19 protein-coding genes and 1 pseudogene are annotated in these 22,943 nt (G+C 37.7%); all 20 read right to left on the bottom strand.

Translation table 11 applies throughout. The features are described 5' to 3' along the window. Window positions 1-6: 6 nt before the first annotated feature. A pseudogene (locus tag BN1066_RS16210) lies at window positions 7-192 on the bottom strand (recombinase RecA); the annotation flags it as partial. A gap of 176 nt (window positions 193-368) precedes the next feature. Beyond that, complete coding sequence (locus BN1066_RS16205) at window positions 369-1,613, bottom strand: competence/damage-inducible protein A (protein WP_179104419.1); 1,245 nt, start codon at window positions 1,611-1,613, stop codon at window positions 369-371. Further along, complete coding sequence (gene pgsA, locus BN1066_RS16200) at window positions 1,610-2,188, bottom strand: CDP-diacylglycerol--glycerol-3-phosphate 3-phosphatidyltransferase (RefSeq protein ID WP_077320484.1); 579 nt, start codon at window positions 2,186-2,188, stop codon at window positions 1,610-1,612. Before pgsA ends, BN1066_RS16205 begins: the two co-directional genes overlap by 4 nt. A 64-nt stretch (window positions 2,189-2,252) precedes the next feature. Then, window positions 2,253-3,158 (bottom strand): helix-turn-helix domain-containing protein, encoded by a 906-nt coding sequence (locus BN1066_RS16195; protein ID WP_077320483.1) that lies wholly within the window; start codon window positions 3,156-3,158, stop codon window positions 2,253-2,255. A 17-nt stretch (window positions 3,159-3,175) separates the two neighbouring features. Next, window positions 3,176-3,967 carry a DUF3388 domain-containing protein gene (locus BN1066_RS16190; protein WP_077320482.1) on the bottom strand — a complete coding sequence of 264 codons (792 nt, stop codon included), beginning with the start codon at window positions 3,965-3,967 and terminating at the stop codon, window positions 3,176-3,178. Between the two features lie 973 nt (window positions 3,968-4,940). Beyond that, window positions 4,941-5,201 carry a DUF3243 domain-containing protein gene (locus tag BN1066_RS16185; RefSeq protein WP_077320481.1) on the bottom strand — a complete coding sequence of 87 codons (261 nt, stop codon included), beginning with the start codon at window positions 5,199-5,201 and terminating at the stop codon, window positions 4,941-4,943. 78 nt (window positions 5,202-5,279) lie between these two features. Continuing rightward, the gene (gene ymfI / locus BN1066_RS16180) at window positions 5,280-5,993 is read right to left on the bottom strand and encodes an elongation factor P 5-aminopentanone reductase (RefSeq protein WP_077320480.1); all 714 of its coding nucleotides are present in this window, start codon (window positions 5,991-5,993) and stop codon (window positions 5,280-5,282) included. A 9-nt stretch (window positions 5,994-6,002) separates the two neighbouring features. Beyond that, the gene (gene yfmH / locus BN1066_RS16175) at window positions 6,003-7,286 is read right to left on the bottom strand and encodes an EF-P 5-aminopentanol modification-associated protein YfmH (RefSeq protein WP_077320479.1); all 1,284 of its coding nucleotides are present in this window, start codon (window positions 7,284-7,286) and stop codon (window positions 6,003-6,005) included. Then, window positions 7,279-8,571, bottom strand: coding sequence for an EF-P 5-aminopentanol modification-associated protein YfmF (gene yfmF, locus BN1066_RS16170; RefSeq protein WP_077320478.1), 1,293 nt, complete (start codon window positions 8,569-8,571; stop codon window positions 7,279-7,281). The genes yfmH and yfmF overlap by 8 nt, the downstream gene beginning before the upstream one ends. A gap of 432 nt (window positions 8,572-9,003) precedes the next feature. After that, window positions 9,004-9,963: an ABC transporter permease gene (locus tag BN1066_RS16165; protein ID WP_077320477.1), complete on the bottom strand. Its 960-nt coding sequence runs from the start codon at window positions 9,961-9,963 to the stop codon at window positions 9,004-9,006. After that, a complete protein-coding gene (locus BN1066_RS16160; RefSeq protein WP_077320476.1) occupies window positions 9,960-11,009 on the bottom strand; it encodes an ABC transporter permease in 1,050 nt (349 codons plus the stop codon). The genes BN1066_RS16165 and BN1066_RS16160 overlap by 4 nt, the downstream gene beginning before the upstream one ends. Further along, window positions 11,006-12,535 (bottom strand): ABC transporter ATP-binding protein, encoded by a 1,530-nt coding sequence (locus tag BN1066_RS16155; protein WP_077321518.1) that lies wholly within the window; start codon window positions 12,533-12,535, stop codon window positions 11,006-11,008. Before BN1066_RS16155 ends, BN1066_RS16160 begins: the two co-directional genes overlap by 4 nt. A 657-nt stretch (window positions 12,536-13,192) precedes the next feature. Next, complete coding sequence (locus BN1066_RS16150) at window positions 13,193-14,299, bottom strand: BMP family lipoprotein (protein WP_077320475.1); 1,107 nt, start codon at window positions 14,297-14,299, stop codon at window positions 13,193-13,195. A gap of 128 nt (window positions 14,300-14,427) precedes the next feature. Beyond that, window positions 14,428-15,153: a GntR family transcriptional regulator gene (locus BN1066_RS16145; protein WP_077320474.1), complete on the bottom strand. Its 726-nt coding sequence runs from the start codon at window positions 15,151-15,153 to the stop codon at window positions 14,428-14,430. Between the two features lie 252 nt (window positions 15,154-15,405). Then, window positions 15,406-17,685, bottom strand: coding sequence for an FtsK/SpoIIIE family DNA translocase (locus BN1066_RS16140; RefSeq protein ID WP_077320473.1), 2,280 nt, complete (start codon window positions 17,683-17,685; stop codon window positions 15,406-15,408). A gap of 760 nt (window positions 17,686-18,445) precedes the next feature. Beyond that, window positions 18,446-18,661 (bottom strand): YlzJ-like family protein, encoded by a 216-nt coding sequence (locus BN1066_RS16135; RefSeq protein WP_342745618.1) that lies wholly within the window; start codon window positions 18,659-18,661, stop codon window positions 18,446-18,448. Next, window positions 18,658-19,389, bottom strand: a complete 732-nt coding sequence (locus BN1066_RS16130) for a ClpP family protease (RefSeq protein ID WP_077320471.1) — start codon at window positions 19,387-19,389, stop codon at window positions 18,658-18,660. Before BN1066_RS16130 ends, BN1066_RS16135 begins: the two co-directional genes overlap by 4 nt. 346 nt (window positions 19,390-19,735) lie before the next feature. Next, entirely contained in the window at window positions 19,736-20,611 is an 876-nt protein-coding gene (gene dapA / locus BN1066_RS16125; protein WP_077320470.1) for a 4-hydroxy-tetrahydrodipicolinate synthase, read from the bottom strand. A 40-nt stretch (window positions 20,612-20,651) separates the two neighbouring features. Further along, window positions 20,652-21,863, bottom strand: a complete 1,212-nt coding sequence (dapG, locus tag BN1066_RS16120; protein WP_077320469.1) for an aspartate kinase — start codon at window positions 21,861-21,863, stop codon at window positions 20,652-20,654. Between the two features lie 10 nt (window positions 21,864-21,873). Beyond that, complete coding sequence (gene asd, locus BN1066_RS16115) at window positions 21,874-22,926, bottom strand: aspartate-semialdehyde dehydrogenase (RefSeq protein WP_077320468.1); 1,053 nt, start codon at window positions 22,924-22,926, stop codon at window positions 21,874-21,876. Window positions 22,927-22,943 lie beyond the last annotated feature (17 nt).

The raw sequence follows: 22,943 nt of genomic DNA, 5'->3' as shown, positions 1-22,943 counted from the left end.
CCCTTATATTCCAACAACCCGCCTTTTTGGGTACCCGCCAATTCCAAGTGCAACATCTAACGCTAAGGAGCCGCTAGGTATGGTTGCTACTTTTTGTTCAGCCTGTTCCCCCAATTTCATGATAGAACCTTTGCCGAATTGCTTTTCTATTTGTTTTAATGCCATATCTAAAGCTTGTTTTTTATCACTCAAAACGTCGCCCTCCTTTATTAATCTATTTCCATCATACATGCTTTTCGTTTATTTGCCAAGCAAAAAACGAATAAATGTTCCCCTTTTTTCACTTGAATATTTACCAAAAAATTAGATTTGTAGTAAAATAATTTACTAAAAAAGCGAAAATACGTAACATACGTTGTTTTATTTTATCATTTTAGTTTTTTATACAAAAGCTCTAAGCCTTTCACTACAGATCTACGTCTAATTGCACTGCGATCTCCCTGAAATAAACATTTTTCCACATGTGTTCCAATTTCATCATAAATACCAATATAAACTAAACCGACTGGATGACCTTCCATTTCCGTTGGTCCTGCTACTCCGGTAAAAGAAATACCAATCGATGCACCTAATTTATGTGCTACTTGCTCTGCCATTTCTTTTGCACATTCTTCGCTAATAGCACCTTTTGTTTGCAAGGTTTTCTTAGAAACACCTAGCGTGTGTTCTTTCACATGATTTGTATAGCTTACAATACCGCCATGAAATACATTTGAAGCGCCGGAGACGGCAGTTAGCTTTTCAGCAAACAGTCCACCTGTTAAGCTTTCCGCAGCAGCAATTGTCTTCTGTTGTTTTGCTAATAACGCTACGACCTTTCCTTCTAACGTTTCATGATTGACACCGTAGATATAATGTCCAACACGCTCTATTATTTTCGCTTTCGTCGCCGTTAATAGTTCGTCTGCTTGCTTTAGGGAATCACTCTTTGCTGTAAGTCTAATGATAATACCATCTTCCTGTGCTAATGGTGCTATCGTCGGATTACTTTGTCCATGAATAAGATCATACAGTTCATGCTCCAGTTTTGATTCACCAATGCCGACAAATTTTAAAGCCACCGATTTAATCAATTCTTCTTTTCCCATTAATTGCTGTAAAGCAGGAAACATATACTGCTCTGCTAAGGCTTTCATCTCACGCGGTACACCGGGTAAAAAGATCCATGTTCGACTTTCAAAAGAAACCATCATTCCCGGAGCCATCCCCACATGATTTGGCCAAACCACAGCCTCAGCAAATACTCTTGCCTGCTTCCGATTGTTTGGAGTCATGGTTGTCTGCTGCTTTTTAAAATAGGCTTGAATTTTATCCATGGAGGGTTTATGTTCGACTAAAGAAAATTGGCTTAACTGTTGAAATGCTTCTCTTGTTAAATCATCGTCTGTTGGTCCGAGTCCTCCAGTTACAATAATAACATCGGATCGATCATGTGCCTGTTTAAAGGTCTGTACAACTCGATTTAAATTATCCCCCACAACCACATGGTAAAATACATTAACACCATAATTAGCTAGCTGCTGGGATAACCATTGTGCATTTGTATTCGCAATTTGACCAAGTAACAACTCTGTACCTACAGCTACAATTTCAGCATTTATTGTCTTACTCATTTAGAATCCCTCATTACATGCCAGTTTTTAACAAAATAATCGACACCAGACCATACTGTAAACAATAAACTTATATATAACATAACTTCTCCAAACGGAAATCCTATATAAGAAAACGGAAAATTATGGAGCAATAAAACAGCAATAGCTACCATTTGCGTTGCTGTTTTTAATTTCCCCATTTTGCCTGCAGCTAAAACAATGCCTTCCCCTGCTGCAACTAGTCGAAGACCTGTCACTGCAAATTCCCTACTAATAATAATGATGACAACCCATGCAGGTGCGACTCCCATTTCAACTAATATAATAAGCGCTGCTGAGACGAGAAGCTTATCAGCGAGTGGATCCAAGAATTTCCCTAAATTGGTAACAAGGTTGTACTTACGGGCATAATGACCATCTACCCAGTCTGTGCCTGCAGCAAAAATAAACAGTAAGGCGGAAATGAAATGTACAATCGGTAACTCAGCTTCACCAATTTGCCAAGTTCCCCAGGAAAACGGTACACTCATTAAAATGATAAAAATTGGAATTAAACAAATTCGTGATAAGGTTAATTTATTTGGTAAGTTCATATAGATCCTCCTAGTAAAGTGATAAACCCTTCCCCAAAAGTTGAAAGGAAGGGTTTATAAAAATTTATTCGGTTTCTTGTTTCAATTCAATCCATATATTTTGTCTTACATTGCTTGCATCTACTGGGTATTCCATTTCTACACCATTAATAGTGATAGTTAAGACGGAAGCATTACCGATTTTGAAAAAGACGCGCTCTTTACCACTTAAATCAATTTCTAATGGAGATTGATCTTGATTAAACATATTCTCGGCAAATAGTTCTTCTCCATTATCTGCTCTAACGCCCAACCATGTATCCCCAGTTGCTTCTAATTTAGCTGTTACTTCTTCTCCCGTGTATGTGAATTCTACAGTCGACTCTGGGGTACTGCCGGTACCTTTTTCAACAACATTAAATTCAGCTTCTTTATCTTTGTCTTTATCTTTGTCATCAGCCTTATCTTGCTCATCCGACTTTTCACTATCATCTGCATTCTCATTGGCTGCAGCCTCATTGTCTTCATTATCATCTTTAATGATTATATCATTACTACTATTTCCATTTTTTACTGGCTCTTCACTGCCTGTACCCGACATATTTTGGGAAATAAAGAAAATAGCTACAGCAATGATCCCGATAATAAGTAAAACAACAATAATCGTTGGAAATAAAGAAAAGTTGGAGGAGCTTTTTTCAGCTTGGCTTTTACGGGAACGCTGAATACGAGAGTATTGCTCTTCGCTAGGTTCTTCCGTCTTTGGTACTTCCTCTTTATGTTCCTCTAATAATTCATCAGGATCTAAACCAACGGCATTCGCATATTCCTTCATAAATGCACGGGCATAAAACTTGCCTGGAAGGATTTGCAAATTCCCTTCTTCAATTGCCTGTAAATATCTTTTTTGAATTTTTGTCATTTCTTGTAATTCTTCTAAAGAGAGGTTCCTCGCCTCTCTTGCTTCTTTTAATCTTTCTCCAATCTGCATATCCAACACCATCCATTTTAAAAATCAAACATTGATGTTCCGTTTTCTTGTTTAAACTGCTGTGGCTCAACAGGTTCATATGTAATTTCTTCATCCTCATGATTACGTAATTCAATAATATAATCAAAATCAGTTATTTCATATTCCGTCATTTGGACAAATATATCTGGATGCTCCACAACTTTAATTGAGGGGAGTCGCATAACTTCTCGAATAAGTTGCCAATGCTGTTCATTTGCACGACGTGTCGATACAATACCATCGATAATATAAACATTATCTGGATTGTACTCTCCTTCAATTAGCTTATTGCGTACAGTTTGTTTTAAAAGTGTGCTGGATACAAATAGCCATCGTTTATTAGCACATACACTTGCAGCAACTACCGATTCTGTTTTCCCTACTCTAGGCATGCCGCGAATTCCAATCAATTTATGTCCATCTGTTTTAAATAACTCTGCCATAAAGTCTACAAGCAAGCCAAGATCATCGCGATTGAAACGAACGGTTTTATGGTCATCTACATCCCGATGTATATACCTGCCGTGACGAACAGCTAATTTATCACGAAGTTTAGGTTGGCGCAGCTTAATAACCCTAATGGTATCCATTGTTTTTAAAATAGATTTTAAACGTAAGATATTTTCATCATATTTAGAAAGGAGCAGCATTCCTCGCCGGTAATTTTCCACCCCATTTATCATGATAATATTGATGGATAGCATACCAAGCAAGGAAGATATATCGCCAAGCAAACCAGGGCGATTAATTTTAATTTCATATTCCAGATACCACTCTGTTTTTTCCATATGATACCCCTTTGTCAAAAATTAACCAAAGATTACTACATATTCCATATGAGCCTTAGGACAATTCTTCATACTATCTAATTATATAATAAAGGATTTTTCCATAAGTTAAAAGAGATTAGGGAATAATTAAATGAAAATAGTTAACTTCTATATCATATATATACCCTATTTTAACGAAATAAAGCAAATATAAAAAGAAAATCATGTATAAAAAATAATTTATAAGTGATTGCTTCTACTTATAAAGTTAAACACCTAATCATTTTACAAACGTCAAGCGACTTCTATATTAAAATTACGGCTTTTTATGTGGAAATAGTATGTTACAAAATTCGGTAAAAATCCCTATACATGTTCACAGACTTAAAAGCAATATAAAATAGAACAATCTATTTTCGATATTCCATCATGTTGGAAATATGATTTCCTGGATCATTAGAAAAACTTGGCTTGTCGTCAAGTCTTTATACAAAAGCTTAGTTTTTCTCATACGGTAAAGTGAAACTTCATTCCGTGGAATGCTTTTTACACGGAATGTTAGTACCACAAGGGTATGACCTAAAGGCCCTTGAACCAATCGGGCATTTAGGTGCCGTTTTCTCCCACTTAGACTCTTTTGTATCAATTTAGGACTTGAAGTGGGAAACTTACGGCACCTTACATGCGGGATAAAGCCTAATTAGACTTTCCTATAATAGAACAAAAAGAAGCCGTTCCAATAACGAAACAGCTTCCTTTTCTTAATTCACAATTATTTATCGATATTTGTGAAGAATAATAATTCCAAAGAGAAATAACCAGAAGTAATGCATTACACAACTGACAATTAGGGTATGATTCCTACCGCTTAAACGTTGAACAAGACAGGAAAAATGGAAAGTCTACCCAAATATGAGTTGTCAGAAGAATATGGGATATAATTTAGTGGGCTTTACGTAATAAGTATATATCCACAGAACTTGCTTCTACCTTACTGCTGATTACCTTGACTTTGGACGAATTTAACCATTGCATTAGCAATAGCTTGTTGTTCTTGTTCAGATGCAGAATTCCATAAATCACGCAATACTGCTTCTTCTTTATTTTTTGCATCAACATTTTTAGATAGGTAATCACCAACTTCATGAGCTACATTTTGAATGGTTTGATTACTCATACCTTGTTGCTGAGCTTGGTTTAACTTATTTGCTAAAAAGCTTTTCCATGAATCAAAATTATCTAAAACAGACATTTACTTCTCCTCCTTCTAGTTTATACACACCTAGTATTTGAGTTATTTTCTAGTTTATGCATATCAGAAGGAGTAAAATTACCATCCACCTGTAATATCGATAATTGCTCCTTGAATATAGCTGCTCTCATCAGAAAATAAAAACCTTGCCATATAAGCAATATCATCTGGAGTTCCCGCTCTATTTTGGGGAATCTCTTTAAAAATGGCTGCTCTTTCTTTCTCGCATAAATGACCGTTCATTTTTGTGTCAATAAATCCCGGACTTATCGCATTTACGGAAATCCCGGATGGAGCTACTTCTTTTGCCAGCGCTTTTACAAAGCTGTTTTGTGCACCTTTTACAGCCGAATATACAACTTCATTACTTGCTCCTTGCTCTCCCCATATTGACGTAATAAATAGAATCGTTCCTGTTTGTTTGGAAATCATTTTTGGCAGAAGTTGCTTTGTAATTAACCAGGGAGATTTTACATATAACTGGATCATTTCATCCATTGTAGTTTCTGAAGTTTCCTGAAATAGCCCATAATAAGCTTTGCCGCTAGCAAAAACAATCCCATCTATTGATATTTCGAGCATTTTCAAAAATCGTTTACAGTCTTGCTCGTTGCTTAAATCCGCTTGATAAATAGCCAAAATAGCTTCCCCATGCTCTTTACAAAGTTCGTTGATTATTTGTTTATTCGTGTGATAATGAAGCAATAGCTGATGGCCTGCTTCTAGTAATTGGCGAGCTATTGCTGTCCCAATATCACCGCTTGCACCAACAATTAAGATATTTTTCCCCATTATCTTTCATTACTCCGCTGCTATGGTGCATACTGCTAAGCGCTCGTCAGCTATCCAATTTTCCATAAATTGTTTGGCATCTTGTAACGTAAGGGTTCTAACAGTAGGCAACAGCTGGAAGAAATCAATGCCCAGTAAGTAATAATGGGTATAGGAATTAGCTATTGTTTCCAAGCGATTCATCATACGTAATAGTTGTCCGATCTTTTTCTTTTTAATGCGTTGGAATGTTGCTTCACTTAATTCTCCCTCTTGAATCTGAAGCAGCATTTCCTTGAGTCTTTTGGCAAATTCCTGTGGGCTTCTTGTATTGCTGCCAATTAAAACATAGCCAAAATCACGATCGATATTGGTCTCATAGAAGAAGCTGTCATCAATGAGTTGTTTATTGTACAATTCTTGATAATATAGGCCGCCTTTTGAAAAATAATAATCCATTAACATATCTTGTAATAGATCATTTTTCAAAACCAAGTCAGGTGAATTTTCGTTGAAAGCACCTTTAATACCAACCGTACATTTCGGAATGGATACAGGCATCGTTATTTGTTTTTCTTTCATAGCCACTTTTTTAGGTTCTTCAGGAAACTTCCTGCGTAATTGCTCCATTCGGTCAAACTTCTTTTTGGCCTGATTTGCTTTAATTAATTCCATCATTTGTTTGGGATTAAAATTCCCGGTAATAAATAAAATCATATTTTCCGGATGATAAAATGTATGATAGCACGTATATAAATCATCCTTTGTAATTTGATAAATGGACTCAACGGTACCAGCAATATCAACATTTATCGGGTGGTTTTGGAACATCGCTTTGATCGTTCCCATAAACGCTTGCCACTCTGGCTGATCATCATACATTTTGATTTCTTGCGCAATAATCCCTTTTTCCTTTTCTACAGATTCTTCGGTAAAATAAGGATCCTGTACAAAGTCAATCAGTGTTTCCACATTTTTTTCAATATGATCTGTAGCTGTAAATAAATAAGCTGTTTTGGTAAATGATGTATACGCATTGGCTGAAGCGCCTTGTTTCGAGAAGTCATAAAAAACATCTCCTTGCTCACTTTCAAATAGTTTATGCTCCAAAAAGTGAGCAACACCTTCAGGTACAGTCACTGCTTCATCTTTTCCAATTGGTGTGAAATGCAAATCAATCGAGCCATAGTTGGTTGTAAACAGTGCATGTGTCTTGGCCATCTCTTGCTTTGGTAAGAGACAAACTGTAAGTCCATTATCCAGTTTTTCTGTATATAATGTCTCCCCGATATCTTGATACGTACGTTTATTCATGGGAATCCCCTTTCTCTGACGTTAATAAATATGTCGTATCTTCTTGCAGTTTTTTACTAACAGCAACAACTTCTTCCTTTGTTACTTGTTTTATCCGTTCAATAAAGTCGATCGGGTTTATTTGTTTATCAGCTAATACCTGTTGGTATAAAAACTCTATCGTTCCTTGTGGATGGTCTAATGTTTCCAGTAATTGGTTCGTAATTTGTGCTTTAGCTTCTTCTATCTGATGATTAGTAAAATCACCCTGTTTCATTGCAGTCATTTGATTTTTTATAATATCTCTTGCTTTTTCGAAATCTTTTGGAGCAATACCGCTAAAGACAAGTAATAACCCTTTATGACTTTCAAGCCGAGAAGCAGCATAATAAGCAAGACTATTTTTTTCTCTAACATTCTTAAACAACTTTGAGCTTGGAAATCCGCCAAAGATGCCATTGAATACATGCAGTGCATAATATTCCGGCTGACCGAATGTTACATTTGTTCGATAACCAATATGTAGCTTTGCTTGTTGAATCTGGTCTGTTTCAATCACTTGCTTTGGCGACTTCTCTACTATGAAACGACTGGTTTCTCGATGAATTTGATTGCGGTCTGCATTTGGCGTGAGTTCGAAAATGGATGCTATTTCTTCCATTCTATTTAAAGGTAAATCACCTTGTATATAGATATCCATTCGATCTTCACGAATCATCTGTTGGTAATAAGCGTATAAGCTTTTCGAAGTGATCGTTTCCAACTCATCCATATATCCATGTACATGTAGCTGATAAGCTTCCCCTTTGCACATTTCATCAATTAAGCGCATGTTTGCATAACTCATTTTGTCATCTTTTAAAGCCAGGATTTTTTGTTTCAATGTTTCCTTTTCCCGATTAAAAACGCTTGATGCAAATTGATTGCCATCACTATTTGGGTCAAATAGTACATCATGTAGTAAGTTTAATCCTTGAGTTAATATCGGCGGGTTGTCCTGCAAAAACTTCTGATTTGCAATTTCCAAACGCAAACTAATAATATGGTTCTCTCCTTTTTTCGCACCATCTAAAGATATGGATGCCCCATACAGTTCATCTAATTTCAGTTGAAATTCCTGCTTTGTCGGATACCGCTTTGTTCCTTGCCTTAAAACATATGGAAGAAGCGCTCGTTTCGTTATCGTTTTTTTTTGCAACGGTGCCTTTAACTTCACCACTACCGTAACCGTTTTATACTTTTTAGTAGGGATATAATGAAAATAGGTTCCATTTGTTTGTTTTATTGTTTCAGTTATTTTCTCCATTCGAATCCTCCTTTATCAATTCAATGCTTTTGTCTATTCTGCACTATTTTTCCATTCGTCATCCATTATAAAGCAAAAAAAACTGACTTGCGACTTTTACACGCAAACCAGTTTTTTACTGCTTAGGAAAGTATAAAGTGAAACTTCATTCCGTGGAACGCTTTTCACACGGAATGTTAGTACCACAAGGGTATGCCAAGGCCCTTGAACGAATCGGGCATTTAGGTGCCGTTTTCTCAACACTTTGCCTTCTTTGTATTGCCTACACTCTTAAAGTGGGCACCTTACATGCGGGATAAATTTTTTCAAAATATCTATATTCATTGCTTAACCCCTCGAGATCGCTTCACTCCTCTACGATTACAGGCAGTCTCCTCCTTGAAGTTTTCAACACTTGTTAAGCTGACCAAGGCGCTTGCACATTGTTCCTGATTATCGACTACCTTTCACATAAGGTACACCATTCGCTTTTGGTGCTTCTGCACGACCGATAAATCCAGCTAACGCTAATATTGTTAATACGTATGGAGCAATAAGTAAAAATACTTGCGGTACGTCAGCTAATAACGGAATCCCTGCACCGATCACACTTAAACTTTGGGCAAAACCAAAGAATAAAGCGGCTCCCATTGCACCTAAAGGATGCCATTTCCCAAAGATAACAGCTGCTAACGCCATAAATCCTTGACCAACAATGGTTGCATGGGAAAAATTTAAAGCAATCGTTAAGGCAAATACAGACCCGCCTAAACCTCCCATTGCTCCAGAAATAATTACTGCAATATAACGCAGACGATATACATTGATTCCGTTCGTATCTGCTGCCATTGGGTGCTCCCCTACTGCACGCAGTCGTAACCCGAATGGCGTTTTATATAAAATATACCATGCAATAAATGCGAAGATAATCGCAATATATGAGATGGTATAAATTCCTTTAAAGAATATCTCTCCAATAATTGGAATATCTGCTAATATTGGAATATCCGTTGTAAAAAATGGTTGTGTGACCATATCGGTTTGACCTTTATCATACCATTGCTTTGTTAAAAACACACCAAGTCCTAATGCTAAAAAGTTAATTGCTACTCCGCTTACGACCTGGTCTGCATAAAGGGATACGGATGCTACTGCATGGATAACAGAAAAAAGCGCAGAAAAAAACATTGCGACGATAATCGATACCCAAGGGGTCCATGCACCAAATACTTCAGCAAAAGTAAGGTTAAACACAATACCAACAAAAGCACCCATGACCATTAATCCTTCAAGACCAATATTAACCACTCCAGATCGCTCGCTAAATACACCGCCAAGAGCTGTAAAAATGAGTGGTGCTGAATAAAAAAGTGCGGTTGGGATAATGGATTGTAATAATTCAATAAAACTCATTTATTTTCCCTCCCTTTAAAGCGAAGTATAATCCAACGAATGAGATAGCTTGATGCAACAAAGAAAATGATCAGCGCGATAATGATATCCACTAGTTCATTGGGAACTCCGGCTTGAGTTGGCATATTTAAAGCCCCAACCTTAAGAGCACCAAATAAAAGTGCCGCTAATATTACTCCTATTGCATTATTTGCTCCTAATAACGCCACTGCAATTCCGTCAAAGCCAAGATTGGAAAAGCCTGAGCTGACAGTCATATTTCCATACGTTCCTAAACCTTCCATAGAACCAGCTAAGCCGGCAAAGGCTCCGGAGATGATCATAGCTAAAATAATATTCCGCTTCACACTCATTCCTGCATATTTAGAAGCATGGCGGTTATAACCAACCGCCTTTAACTCAAAGCCAAGATTGGTTCGATCGATGATAAACCACATGACAACTGCTGCAATCACTGCAAGAAAAATCCCATAATGCATACGGGAAAAATAGGTTAAATTTTCTAGCCAAGCGGATGCCAGTGAAGCTGTAGGTGCAATCATGTCTGTTTTGTCTGCACTCTCTGTTAACACATTACGAATAATAGCATTGGTACTATATAAAGCAACATAATTCAGCATGATGGTCACAATTACTTCATGTACTCCTAAACTAGCTTTCAACAAACCTGGAATCAGTCCCCATAATGCTCCAGCTAGTGCAGCTACTAATAAAGCTAAAGGAAGGTGAATATACATGGGTGCGTCCACGGTTGTACCAACCCATACTGCAGCAAGCCAACCAACAATAACTTGACCTTCTGCTCCAATATTAAATAGTCCTGCCCGAAAAGCAAAAGCGATGGCTAAACCGGTGAAAATATATGGGGTAGTCTGGCGAATTGTTTCACCAAAAAAGTAGGGGTCACCAAATGCGCCTTGGAATAATGCGATATAGCCTTGTATCGGATTATAACCAAATAACAGCATAATAATTGCTCCTGATAAAAGTCCGGTAAAGACAGAGAAAATCGGAACAAGAATATTAAACCATTTATTTGTCATCATGAGCTCTCGCCTACCCTTTCATGTCCACTTCCAGCCATCAAGAGACCTAAATGCTGTTCATTTGTCTCCTCAGGCTTTATATCAGCAACAATTTTCCCATCATAAATAACCGCAATTCGATCGCTTACATCTAAAATTTCATCTAATTCAAATGATATTAATAAAATTGCTTTCCCTTTATCGCGTTCTTCAATGAGTTTTCGATGGATAAATTCAATGGCGCCAACATCAAGACCTCTAGTCGGCTGGGCAGCAATTAATAAATCAGGAGAGCGATCAATTTCCCTGGCGATAATTGCTTTTTGTTGATTTCCTCCGGACAGTGCACGTGCTTTCGTATATACAGTTGGTGTTCTCACATCATATTCAGCAATTAATTGTTCAGCTTTACTAAAAATTTGCTTATAATTTAAAATTTTATATTTAGAAAATGGTCGTTTATAATACGTTTGTAATACGATGTTCTCACCGATCGAATAGTCGAGAACAAGACCATATTTATGTCGATCTTGAGGAATATGTCCTATTCCACTTTCTGTTACTTTTCGAGGAGATAGATTGGTTATATCTTTATTATTCAAGAGAATTTTTCCTGCATTTGCTTTTCTTAACCCAGTAATTGTTTCAATTAATTCAGATTGACCATTTCCATCAACTCCGGCAATTCCGACGATTTCTCCAGCGCGAACAGATAATTCCAATCCCTTTAGCCTATCTATCTTTCTACTATCCTTGACAACGAGATCATTTATTTCCAGTACCGTTTGCTTTGGTTTAGCAGGTTGTTTATCAACTTGAAACGAGATATCTCTACCTACCATTAAGGATGCTAGTTCCTTCACATTTGTATCTGCCACATTAACTGTACCAATGCCTTTACCTTTACGAATTACAGTACAGCGATCGCATATTTGCATAATTTCTTTTAATTTATGTGTTATCAGAATAATCGATTTTCCTTCTGTAATTAAAGTTTTAAAAATTTCCATAAGTTCAGTAATTTCTTGAGGAGTTAATACAGCAGTCGGCTCATCAAAGATGAGTACTTCTGCCCCACGATAGAGTGTTTTCAATATTTCAGCACGCTGTTGCATGCCAACGGAAATATCGCTGATTTTCGCGGTTGCATCTACTCGTAATCCATATTTGTCCGATAATTTTTGAACTTCTTCTTCAGCTTCCTTAATATTAACTTGACCATGTTTCGTCGGTTCATTCCCAAGAATAATATTTTGCGTAACCGTAAACGTCTCCACTAACATAAAATGCTGGTGTACCATCCCAATGCCTAAATCATTAGCTACATTTGGGTTGGTGATATTAACTTTTTTCCCTTTTACACGAATCTCTCCTTGCTCTGGCTGATAGAGTCCGAACAATACGTTCATTAAGGTCGATTTTCCAGCACCATTTTCACCTAATAAGGCATGGATTTCACCTTTTTTCAACTGAATAGTGATATCATCATTTGCAACTATCCCAGGGAATTCTTTACGAATATGCAGCATCTCTATTACATAATCCACCAATTATCATCAACTCCTTTGCTGCCGAAAGCAAATTTTAGGTTACATCAATTACAGTTTTTTAAGTAAGTTAGCCTTGCTTTCGCTGATCCGTAGCACTTATGAACAAGCGCAAGCGCTCGTTTAGCAACGTAGTGAATGGAACGAATCGGCCATTTACTTGCAGTTAGATCCTCCACCTAACTTCCTAGTTTTTTTCTCATAGCATGGAAGTGGAGGTCTTACTGCAAGTTACATGATGCGGGATAAAGGAATCATGCCACTAAAACAAGGGTATGCCGACGTCTGGGCGGCAAGCCCTGTTTTTAGTCGGCCTTCCTCTTAGTGATGAACCGATGATGACTTATCGTAGGGCGATTTCGTGAAGTCACATCGTTGCTGGGCGATGGAGCCGGACGTGACTAGTCGGTTATTTCGCTATCTATAAGCACATCATTTTATACTTTCTTATCTTGGAAAAAGAGGCTGGCTATCCAGCCTCTTTTATAGAAAAGATAGAAAAAAGATTGGGTTTATTTCTTTATAGTTACTGAAGTTAAAACTTTTAGCTTATTTCAATCATGTTGTAGTAACAGTTATACAACGAGTTTCTATTTTGTGATGAAGTAATGGATAGTACATAAACGATAGTCACATTATCATTTCTTGTAAAATTTTTTATAATGATTCTTCAAATTTCTTTAATTCATCACGTGTTTTGGGAACTTCTATATCACCATTGGCAATTTTCTCTTTCCATTCCTCTACTTTTGCCTTAATTTCTTCGGTATAAGCATCTTCGTTTGTTGGGGCAAGGAAAACCCCGTCATCTTCTAAGCCGAATTCCAAAATTTCACCACCTGGGAATTTACCTTCAATGCCCAGATTACTTACTTTTTCAACAGATAAATCAACGCGTTTTACCATAGATGTAAACGTCACATTATGTTCGCCAATTTTTCCTTCATCATGCTGATCGCGGTCGACACCAATGACCCAAATTTCTTTTTCAGGTGCATTTTTTTTCAAATCTTTTGCTTGAGCAAACACGCCATTACCTGCTGCTCCTGCTGCATGATAAATAATGTCTGTACCATCCTTGTACATCCGTGTAGCAATTAGCTTAGCATCCGCTGCTGAACTAAAATCACCTACATATTGAATATCTACTTTAATATCAGGTTTGACAGATTTTGCACCTGCTACAAACCCGGTTTCAAACTTGGTAATTAGATCAGAATCAACTCCACCAACAAAGCCAAGCTTGTCGGTTTTCGTTTTCATCGCTGCTGCAATTCCTGCTAAAAAAGATCCTTCATGTTCAGAAAAAGTGAGGCTCGCCACATTCGGTGCTTCAACAACAGTATCAACAATCGCATAATTAGTATCTGGATTTTGTTTAGCAACTTTTGTTATGGCGTCTTGAAGTAAATATCCAACACCAAAAATTAAATCATAACCATCTTTTGTTAAACGTGTAAGGTTAGGTAAATAATCGGACTCATTATCTGACTGTGCGTAATCAAAACCTTTTCCCTTAGATAGGCCTTGTTCTTTACCCCACGCTTGCAATCCTTCCCAAGCGGATTGGTTAAACGATTTGTCATCTACTCCGCCCTCATCTGTAACTAAGGCAACAGAATAATCTTTTGATTTGTCGTCGCCACCTGTTTCTCCGCTTTTATCATTATTTGATTTATTAGTCCCTGAGCTACCGCAGGCTACTAATATGAAACCCAAGCTAAGAACGAAAGCTAACAATAAAACATGCTTTGACTTTTGCAAACGAATAACCCCCTTTAAATAATTTGACTACTTTCATGCAAATCCGAACATCAAAATCCAATTTCCGCTTCATCACCTCCTAAAACAACAGCTAAGGTAAGCGATTTCATTTTATTGCTAACCATGTTTTACGTACGCTTTCGTAAAACATGGAAACGAAACATGTCGGAACGAAAATAGTTAGCTGAGTATAAAACCGCTTCATCCTCACCTGTATAGTGCATTTGCTTTAATAATAAAAGCGGTTGATCAGGGCGACAATTTAAAATAGTATAAATACGTTCATGATACCCAAGTGGCTCAATGTAAGTCACTGCATATGCTACACGTTTATTCGCATAATCCTCCATTAGCTTAAAAAAAGAGTCTGCCTGACGTACACGATCAATAGGAATGACATCTTCCGGAATTTTATCAATACAAAAAACAACAGGTTCCCCATCGGCGGTCCGAACGCGTTCAATCTTCACTAATTTATCTACCGCTCTTGGCGCAAACTTGCTTTTATCTTTATCAGAAGCTTCTTGAATATCTGTAAACAAGTATTTTGTACCAGCTTTTTTTCCTGATTGTTCGATCATGTATGTAACACTTGTAAGCTGTTCAATTCCTGATGAAAAAACAGGTTTGGGATTCACAAATGTACCAACACCATGTCTTCTAGTAACAATATTATCTTCCTCTAAAATGCGGAGTGCTTCACGTAATGTTGCTCGAGATACTCCTAGCAGCTTTGCAAGCTGGAATTCAGAGGGAAGCTTCTCGTTCTCTTTATATACTCCATTTTCAATATCTTTTTTTATCTGATCAATTACTTGTAAGTATAAATGTCTCGAATCACTTTTAATCGACAAAATTATCCCTCCAACTCCCTATTGTTACAAACAGTAATCTGACCTCTGACGTATAACAGCTTAGTACCCTTATCATAGCATGGATAGATACATAAATAAATAGCTAGCCCACAAATTTCGAAACACGTTCCTTTATTTTGATAATAATCGACATAACTTTAACAAAAGTACTATTTTACAACCATTTAAAAACAGCAAAAAGCCAGTTTTAATTTGCTAGCTTTTTGCTGCTCATTTTAATGATTGTATCTTCTAATTGATGGAATGAGATTGTTCGTCTGTCTGCTGACTAACTAACACTTTACGAGGTTTACTTCCTTCATAAGGTCCAACAATTCCTCGTAATTCCATTGCGTCTATTAATCTAGCTGCGCGTGTATAACCAATTCGGAACCGACGTTGCAGCATGGATACGCTGGCAGTTTGCATCTCCGTAATTAATTGTACCGCATCATCATATAGTTCATCATCCACTTCATCTAACATTTCACTAGGCTCTTCAGGTATCATTTCTTCCTGATAGGAGGCCTTTTGCTGTTCAATACAATGATTTACTACACGTTCTACCTCTTCATCAGATAGAAAAGCTCCTTGCACACGAACAGGTTTCGATGCTCCTACTGGTAAAAACAGCATATCTCCTCGTCCCAGAAGTTTCTCAGCACCCCCACTATCAAGAATGGTCCGTGAATCGGTAGTAGACGATACACTAAAGGCGATGCGTGAAGGAATATTGGCTTTGATGACCCCAGTAATAACATCAACTGACGGCCGCTGGGTAGCAATAATTAAATGAATTCCTGCTGCCCGTGCCATTTGTGCTAATCTTGTAATCGCATCTTCAACATCTGCAGAAGCAACCATCATCAAGTCGGCAAGTTCATCTACTAACACAACAATATACGGAAGATTAGGCTGTTTATCATCTGTACGCTTATTATATTTACGAATATATTCATTATACCCTTCAATATTTCTTGTACCTGTGTCGGAAAATAAATCGTATCGTCTCTCCATTTCTGCTACAACCTTTTGTAATGCGCGAGAAGCTTTTTTCGGATCTGTTACGACAGGTGCTAACAGATGTGGAATACCGTTATAGACATTTAGCTCTACTTTTTTCGGATCGATCATCATCATCTTTACTTCATGTGGTTTTGCCCGCATTAATATTGTCGTAATAATACTGTTTACACAAACACTTTTCCCGCTTCCGGTTGCTCCGGCAATCAGCAAATGCGGCATCTTATTTAATTCAGCAACGATCGCTTCTCCAGAAATATCTCTGCCAAGAGCAAACAATAACTTCGAGCCCTGTTTATTAACAATACTATCTAATACTTCTCGTAATGACACCATTGCGATCTCTTGATTTGGTACCTCAATACCTACAGCAGATTTTCCTGGAATCGGTGCTTCGATCCGTAAATCTCTAGCTGCTAAGGCTAAAGCAAGATCGTCATGCAAGCTTACTATTTTGCTAACTTTCACACCGGTACCGGGATATACTTCATACTTCGTTACAGCTGGTCCAACATGAACTTTTGTCACCCGTGCTTTTACACCAAAACTTGTAAATGTTTTTTCTAATTTTCGGACTGTCTCCTGAATCTTTGATTTCTCCTGTAACTGTGAATTATGTGCAGGTTCTGCCAGTAACTGCATGGATGGAAGCACATATTCATAGTTTTCCACCTCGGTCATCGGCATATTTTCTAATTCTTCATCATCAGACCGCTTCGTTTGCGGTTCTATGTTGGATATTTCATGCTCGTGTTCCGCTAGTCGTTCATGATTCATTGTATGATCTGTAAAGTCCTGAATTACCGGCTCAGCAACTGGATGTTCCTCTATAACTTCCTCGTTTTCCTTAACATTACCTTGATTTATTTGGACTTCTCGCTGTTTCGTTTGCTTCTTTTTCAGTGAGGTCTTCATAATCTTTAAAGAGCTTGAAATCCGTTGCAGCAGTTTAGAAAAAATATCACCCACCGATAAATCCGTGACAAAAACGAGGCCAATCATTATCGAGAAAACAGCAACAATTTTAGCTCCAATTAATGAAAACAAATAGTAGGCTAAGGTTAATAATAATGCTCCGACCATCCCACCACCTAAATATTCTGATGGAAGCTGTTTATCCAAATATAAGGAATAATTCTCCCATGTGGATCCAATAATGGATATTTTATTCTCGCCAGCTATTACTTGATCAAACATTTGGATATGCGTTAAGAGCAATACACCACAAACAATAATATAAAAACCGATAAGTCGTTTCGTCATAAAATAAGGTACTTTTCGCTTAACAACCAGAATTATCCCTGTGATAAGTAAGAGAACAGATGCTATAAAATACCAAATTCCTAAAAAGAAGCGAAATAAATGTTCTAAACCTCCTGGTATAACACCATCACTTATAGCACTCGCGCCGCTTCCGAATATCCCCAAAAAAATAAGCAACAGCCCGAGTAACTCTAGCTTTAACTGTTTTTTTAGTTTTGTATTGCGCTTCTTTTTCTTTCTTGCCATACTTTCACCTCAATCATCTTGGCAACTTTATCCCGTATCTAAGGTGCCTTAAGTCTCCCACTTCAAGAGTGTAGTCTAAGTGGGAGATAACAGCTCCTCAATTCCCCATTCGGTTTCGACAGAACAGACAAGCTGCTTGAATAAACATCAAATTTTTCAAGGACAAGAAGGACTACGACAGCGATACTTCGCGGTTTTTCAAGGACAAGGAAAGCTTCGTCAGCGACAAATCGCCTTTTTAAGGAATAGAGAGACTACTTAAATAGGCAACGCACACAGAAAAAGTATTTTTTTAAGGACGCTTACGAACTTAACCTTGTTCTACTGTTTTAAGCAGAAAAACACTCCTTGACTGAAAATTTCACTGTATGATACTACAAGAAACAGCAAATCAATAGTTTTTTACCAAACATTTTATGTATCGCGCACAATGAATTGCCCCTGTTAAAAACAGCCTACAGCATAATTCTAGTATATCACATAGACATGGTAATTGACTTGCTTTACATAAGTAAAGTTGCTCGTAGCTACAGCTAGAATAACTACTAGATTGTTTAAATAGAGAATAAAAGGATCAAGGTCAACTAAGGTGTAGATACTAGCATGTCCTGTACGCCGAAGTTTGATTGCGGTGTAGTTCGAGTAGCGAGTACCGGCCTTTGAACATCTTTTTATCAGCTGAACGTTAAAATAGAGTGGAAGCCGCTTCATAAGATGCAACTCTCCTCCACTCTATTAGTTAAGGGGATAGTATTAATGGTTATCTGTCTTTAGAGATAATCGTCCCTGGTGAAAATTGCTGATTTAAAAAATCCTGTGGATCTGTAGATAACAACTGAAGGATTTCATAGGTTCCATCTGTTTTTTTTTCACAATACATCGATTTTCCATTGTAGGATACAACTTGACGATTTCCGAAACCTTGATCAGCCGGAAATATATCTTCATTCGCAAGTGGAGTATATAAAATCATCATTGAATCACCTGCTCTTGTTGCATTCCATTATCCTTAATCATTTCATTGACTTTTTTCATCGCCTCTTTCACACCGCCTACTCCATCGATCAAACCATATTCTACTGCAGCTTTTCCGACCACATTTGTCCCAATATCACGTGTTAAGTTTCCTTTGGCAAACATGAGGTCTTTAAATTTTTTCTCCGAAATATGGGAATGTTTAACTACAAAATCAACTACCCGGTTTTGCATTTCATCCAAATATTCAAATGTTTGTGGAACACCAATTACTAACCCTGTTAAGCGAATAGGATGTATGGTCATCGTTGCTGTTGGCGCAATAAAGGAATAATCGGCAGCTACAGCAATTGGTACACCAATAGAATGCCCTCCTCCAAGTACGATAGAGACCGTTGGCTTAGAAATAGATGCGATCATTTCTGATAACGCTAAACCTGCTTCTACATCACCACCAACTGTATTTAGTAAAATAACCAGTCCCTCTATTTTGGGATTTTGTTCAATGGCAATTAATTGGGGCAATAAATGCTCATATTTGGTCGTTTTATTTTGTGGAGGTAACTGAATATGACCTTCTACTTGCCCAATAATGGATAGTACATGAATATTTGAATCTGGTACCTGTGGTACGTTTGTTTGCCCCAGCTGTTGGATTTTTTGCACTAACGCAGAAGGATTATTCTCTTGACCTTGTTCCTCTTGCTTCTCTGGCTCATTATTATTCATTTACGTACACTCTCCTCATAAGATATTCTTTTCTTAGTATGGACGTAAATAAATATAGCCATGCAAATAAAGTGAAACTTCATTTCTTGGAATGCCTTTCCCAAGAAATGTTAGCTGAACGAATCGGGCATTTAGGTGCCGTTAACTACCTTAGACCCTTTGTATCAACTCAAGATCTTGATGTGGGAATCTTACGGCACCTTACATGCGGGATAAATAGAAGAAAACTTGGCTAACGACAAGCTTGTAATAAAAAAAGTTACCTCATTCATATATGTACGCTTAAAATTATTTAACTCGCTAAGCTTCAATCTTTATTAGAGCGCAAAAAAAGAAAATACCGGCTTTACTTACCGATATTTTCAATGATTACAGTTAATTCATCTCGCTCCTCCGGTGTTAAATCTAAAAGTGGTAAACGTAATCCTCCGACATCCATTCCTTTTATGCGTAAGGCTGCTTTTACAGGAGATGGTGATGGAGCTTTGAACAATCCTTTCATTACAGGTAAGAGCTTACGATGGAATTGAGCTGCTTGTTGTGTCTTCCCATCATAAAACAGGTTTACCATTTGCTTCATTTCATTTCCTACTATATGTGAGGCAACAGACACAACACCGGTACCGCCAATTGATAAAATAGGCAATGTCATACTGTCATCGCCACTATAAACGGAAAAATCATCATCTGTACGTTCAACAATCTCTGCAATTTGATCAAGGTCTCCACTCGCCTCTTTAATGGAAACAATATTACCGATTTTGCTTAATGCGATCGTTGTTTCAGCAGTTATATTTACGACGGATCTGCCGGGGATATTGTAAAGCATTACTGGACGAGTCGTTTCCTCTGCAATCACCTTAAAATGTTCATATAAACTGCGTTGATTCGGCTTATTATAATAAGGTGTAACGAGCATAATTGCATCAACATCACAACGTTCTGCTTCTTTCGTTAAAGCAATAGAAGTTTTTGTATTATTGCCTCCTGTTCCCGCTATCACAGGAACTCGTTTATCCACTGTTTTTACGACATGACGAAAGAGACTAATCTTTTCCTCAGCTGTTAAGGTTGGTGACTCTCCTGTTGTACCTGCAACAACTAAACCATCTGTTCCGTTATTCAACAAATGCTCAATGAGTACGTTAGTTTGGTCATAATCAATGTTGCCCTTATGATCAAATGGTGTAACCATTGCGGTTAAAACTCGACCAAAATTCATTCCTTATCACCTTTTTTCTATTCTCTGTTCTTTAAAAATTCTACACATGACTTAAATCAAATGCTTCGTGTAATGCATTTACAGCCATTTTTAAGTCTTTTTCATGCACTAGAACCCAAATCGTCGTATGACTGTCTGCGGATTGAAGAATTTGTACATTTGCATCAGTTAGTGCTTGCACGATTTTAGCGGCAACACCGGGAACTCCAGTCATTCCTGCCCCTACCGCTGAAACTTTAGCACAATTTTCGGTGATTTGTGGGTGAAAACCTAGTGTTTCTAATATGTGTACGGCCTTTTCTGTATAAATATCCGGAACAGTATAGATCACTTCGGTTGGTGAGATAGTAATAAAATCAACCGATATTCCTGCCTCTGCCATTGCCTTAAACACATCTGATTGTATACCAAACTCTGCTTCTTTTGTTTGTACCCGAATTTGCGTAATGGAGTCTATATGTGCTATTCCTGTAATTAAACGATCTGTTATATCCATCCCTTCCACACGGGAAGAAGTAACAAGTGTTCCTGCATCCTTCGAATATGTTGACCTTACACGCATCGGAATTTTTCCTTGCATGGCAATTTCTACGGCGCGCGGATGAATCACCTTAGCTCCTTGATATGCTAAATTACAAATTTCCGAATACGTAACTACATCTAGAGGTCTCGCCGTTTCCACAACGCGCGGGTCGGCGGTCATAATCCCATTTACATCGGTAAATATTTCAATACGTTCAGCTGCTAAAGCGACCCCTAATGCTGCTGCTGTTGTATCACTGCCACCTCTGCCAATCGTTGTTATATCACCAGCTTCTGTTACCCCTTGAAATCCCGCAACAACTACCACATCATGGGTTTCTAATTCTTTTAAAATTCGGTCTGGTTTTACTTCTTTGATTTTTGCTTGAGTGAAATCATCCGTCGTAATAAAACCAGCATGTGCGCCAGTTAAAGCTGTCGCAGTAATATGATGCTTTTGTAATTCATTGGACAAAACAACCGATGAAATAATTTCACCGCAGGACATAAGCATATCCAATTCTCGTGGCGTATTTTTATTCGCCGGAAAGCCAACAAGTCCAAGCAGTGTATCAGTTGCATAGGGGTCTGGTTTTCGCCCTAAAGCAGAAACGACAACTACTAATTTATATTCTTTTACTAATGCATCTTTAATATGTTTAATAACATGTTCTCGATTTTTTTCGGACTGAACAGAAGTACCGCCGAATTTTTGAACGAGTATTTCCATACGTACACCTCTATCGTTGCAACCAATTGTTTTGAATTAATTCTTGAGCGATTTGAACTGTATTCCAAGCTGCGCCTTTTAATAAATTATCCGATACAATCCATAAATGGAAACCGTTTTTATGATCTAAATCTTTTCGAACCCTACCGACAAATACTTCTTCCTTTCCAGCGGCAGTTAATGGTGTAGGGTATAGCTGTTCCGAAGGGTTATCTTGTAAAACAAGACCGTCAGCTCCCTCCAATTGTTTCCATAAATCTTCCACTGTAACATTTTCCTTTTCTACTTCAATATAAACACTTTCCGCATGAGAAGTGAAAAATGGAAGCCTTACACAAGTTGCTGCTACAGGCAACTCAGAAGCGTGCATGATTTTTTTGGTCTCATTAATCATTTTCATTTCCTCAAACGTATAGCCATTATCTTGAAATACATCAATTTGCGGCAGCGCATTAAATGCAATTGGAAAATGCTTTTTATCTCCTTTAACTGGAAGAAGCTCTGCATGAAGCTCTTTCCCTGATAGATGATCCTGAGATTGCTTCGTTAACTCATCACATGCTTCATTACCAGCCCCGGACACAGCTTGATAGGTAGAAACAATGATGCGTTTTAAGCCGAAAGCGTCTTTAAGCGGCTTTAAAGCAGCTACCATTTGGGTCGTTGAACAGTTCGGATTGGCAATAATTCCTTGATGCTGCTTTAAGTCAGCTTTGTTTACTTCAGGAACGACCAATGGAACAGAATCATCCATCCGATAGGCGCTTGTATTATCAATAACTACTGCTCCACGCTTTACAGCCTCTGGAGCTAATTTTTTGGATACGGAACCTCCAGCTGAAAATAGAGCAATATCCACTCCGGTAAAACTCTCTGGAACTGCTTCCTCAACAATGACTTCCTGTTGCTTAAACTTTTTCTTCGTACCTGCTGATCGCTTTGAAGACAACAACTTTAATTGATCTATTGGAAAATCTTTTTCTTCTAATAACTCGATTATTTTTTGCCCAACTGCACCTGTTGCTCCAACGACAGCTACATTATAAGCTGATTTTTGTGACATTACCGATTGCTCCCTTC

Source organism: Virgibacillus proomii, assembly GCF_900162615.1.
In the GTDB taxonomy this organism is placed as follows: Bacteria; Bacillota; Bacilli; order Bacillales; family Amphibacillaceae; genus Virgibacillus; species Virgibacillus proomii.
The sequence above is the reverse complement of the archived record's forward strand: the minus strand, read 5'-3'. Positions and strand labels throughout refer to the sequence as shown.

Coding starts and splice junctions, on each gene's coding strand:
- yfmF (WP_077320478.1), bottom strand. CDS start 8,571: ATGGAGAAAATAACTGAAACAATAAAACAAACAAATGGAACCTATTTT.
- BN1066_RS16205 (WP_179104419.1), bottom strand. CDS start 1,613: ATGAGTAAGACAATAAATGCTGAAATTGTAGCTGTAGGTACAGAGTTG.
- BN1066_RS16140 (WP_077320473.1), bottom strand. CDS start 17,685: ATGGCAAGAAAGAAAAAGAAGCGCAATACAAAACTAAAAAAACAGTTA.
- ymfI (WP_077320480.1), bottom strand. CDS start 5,993: ATGGGGAAAAATATCTTAATTGTTGGTGCAAGCGGTGATATTGGGACA.
- BN1066_RS16135 (WP_342745618.1), bottom strand. CDS start 18,661: ATGATGATTTTATATACTCCACTTGCGAATGAAGATATATTTCCGGCT.
- dapG (WP_077320469.1), bottom strand. CDS start 21,863: ATGGAAATACTCGTTCAAAAATTCGGCGGTACTTCTGTTCAGTCCGAA.
- BN1066_RS16185 (WP_077320481.1), bottom strand. CDS start 5,201: ATGTCTGTTTTAGATAATTTTGATTCATGGAAAAGCTTTTTAGCAAAT.
- dapA (WP_077320470.1), bottom strand. CDS start 20,611: ATGAATTTTGGTCGAGTTTTAACCGCAATGGTTACACCATTTGATCAT.
- BN1066_RS16190 (WP_077320482.1), bottom strand. CDS start 3,967: ATGGAAAAAACAGAGTGGTATCTGGAATATGAAATTAAAATTAATCGC.
- BN1066_RS16130 (WP_077320471.1), bottom strand. CDS start 19,389: ATGAATAATAATGAGCCAGAGAAGCAAGAGGAACAAGGTCAAGAGAAT.
- BN1066_RS16195 (WP_077320483.1), bottom strand. CDS start 3,158: ATGCAGATTGGAGAAAGATTAAAAGAAGCAAGAGAGGCGAGGAACCTC.
- BN1066_RS16160 (WP_077320476.1), bottom strand. CDS start 11,009: ATGATGACAAATAAATGGTTTAATATTCTTGTTCCGATTTTCTCTGTC.
- BN1066_RS16165 (WP_077320477.1), bottom strand. CDS start 9,963: ATGAGTTTTATTGAATTATTACAATCCATTATCCCAACCGCACTTTTT.
- yfmH (WP_077320479.1), bottom strand. CDS start 7,286: ATGAATAAACGTACGTATCAAGATATCGGGGAGACATTATATACAGAA.
- pgsA (WP_077320484.1), bottom strand. CDS start 2,188: ATGAACTTACCAAATAAATTAACCTTATCACGAATTTGTTTAATTCCA.
- asd (WP_077320468.1), bottom strand. CDS start 22,926: ATGTCACAAAAATCAGCTTATAATGTAGCTGTCGTTGGAGCAACAGGT.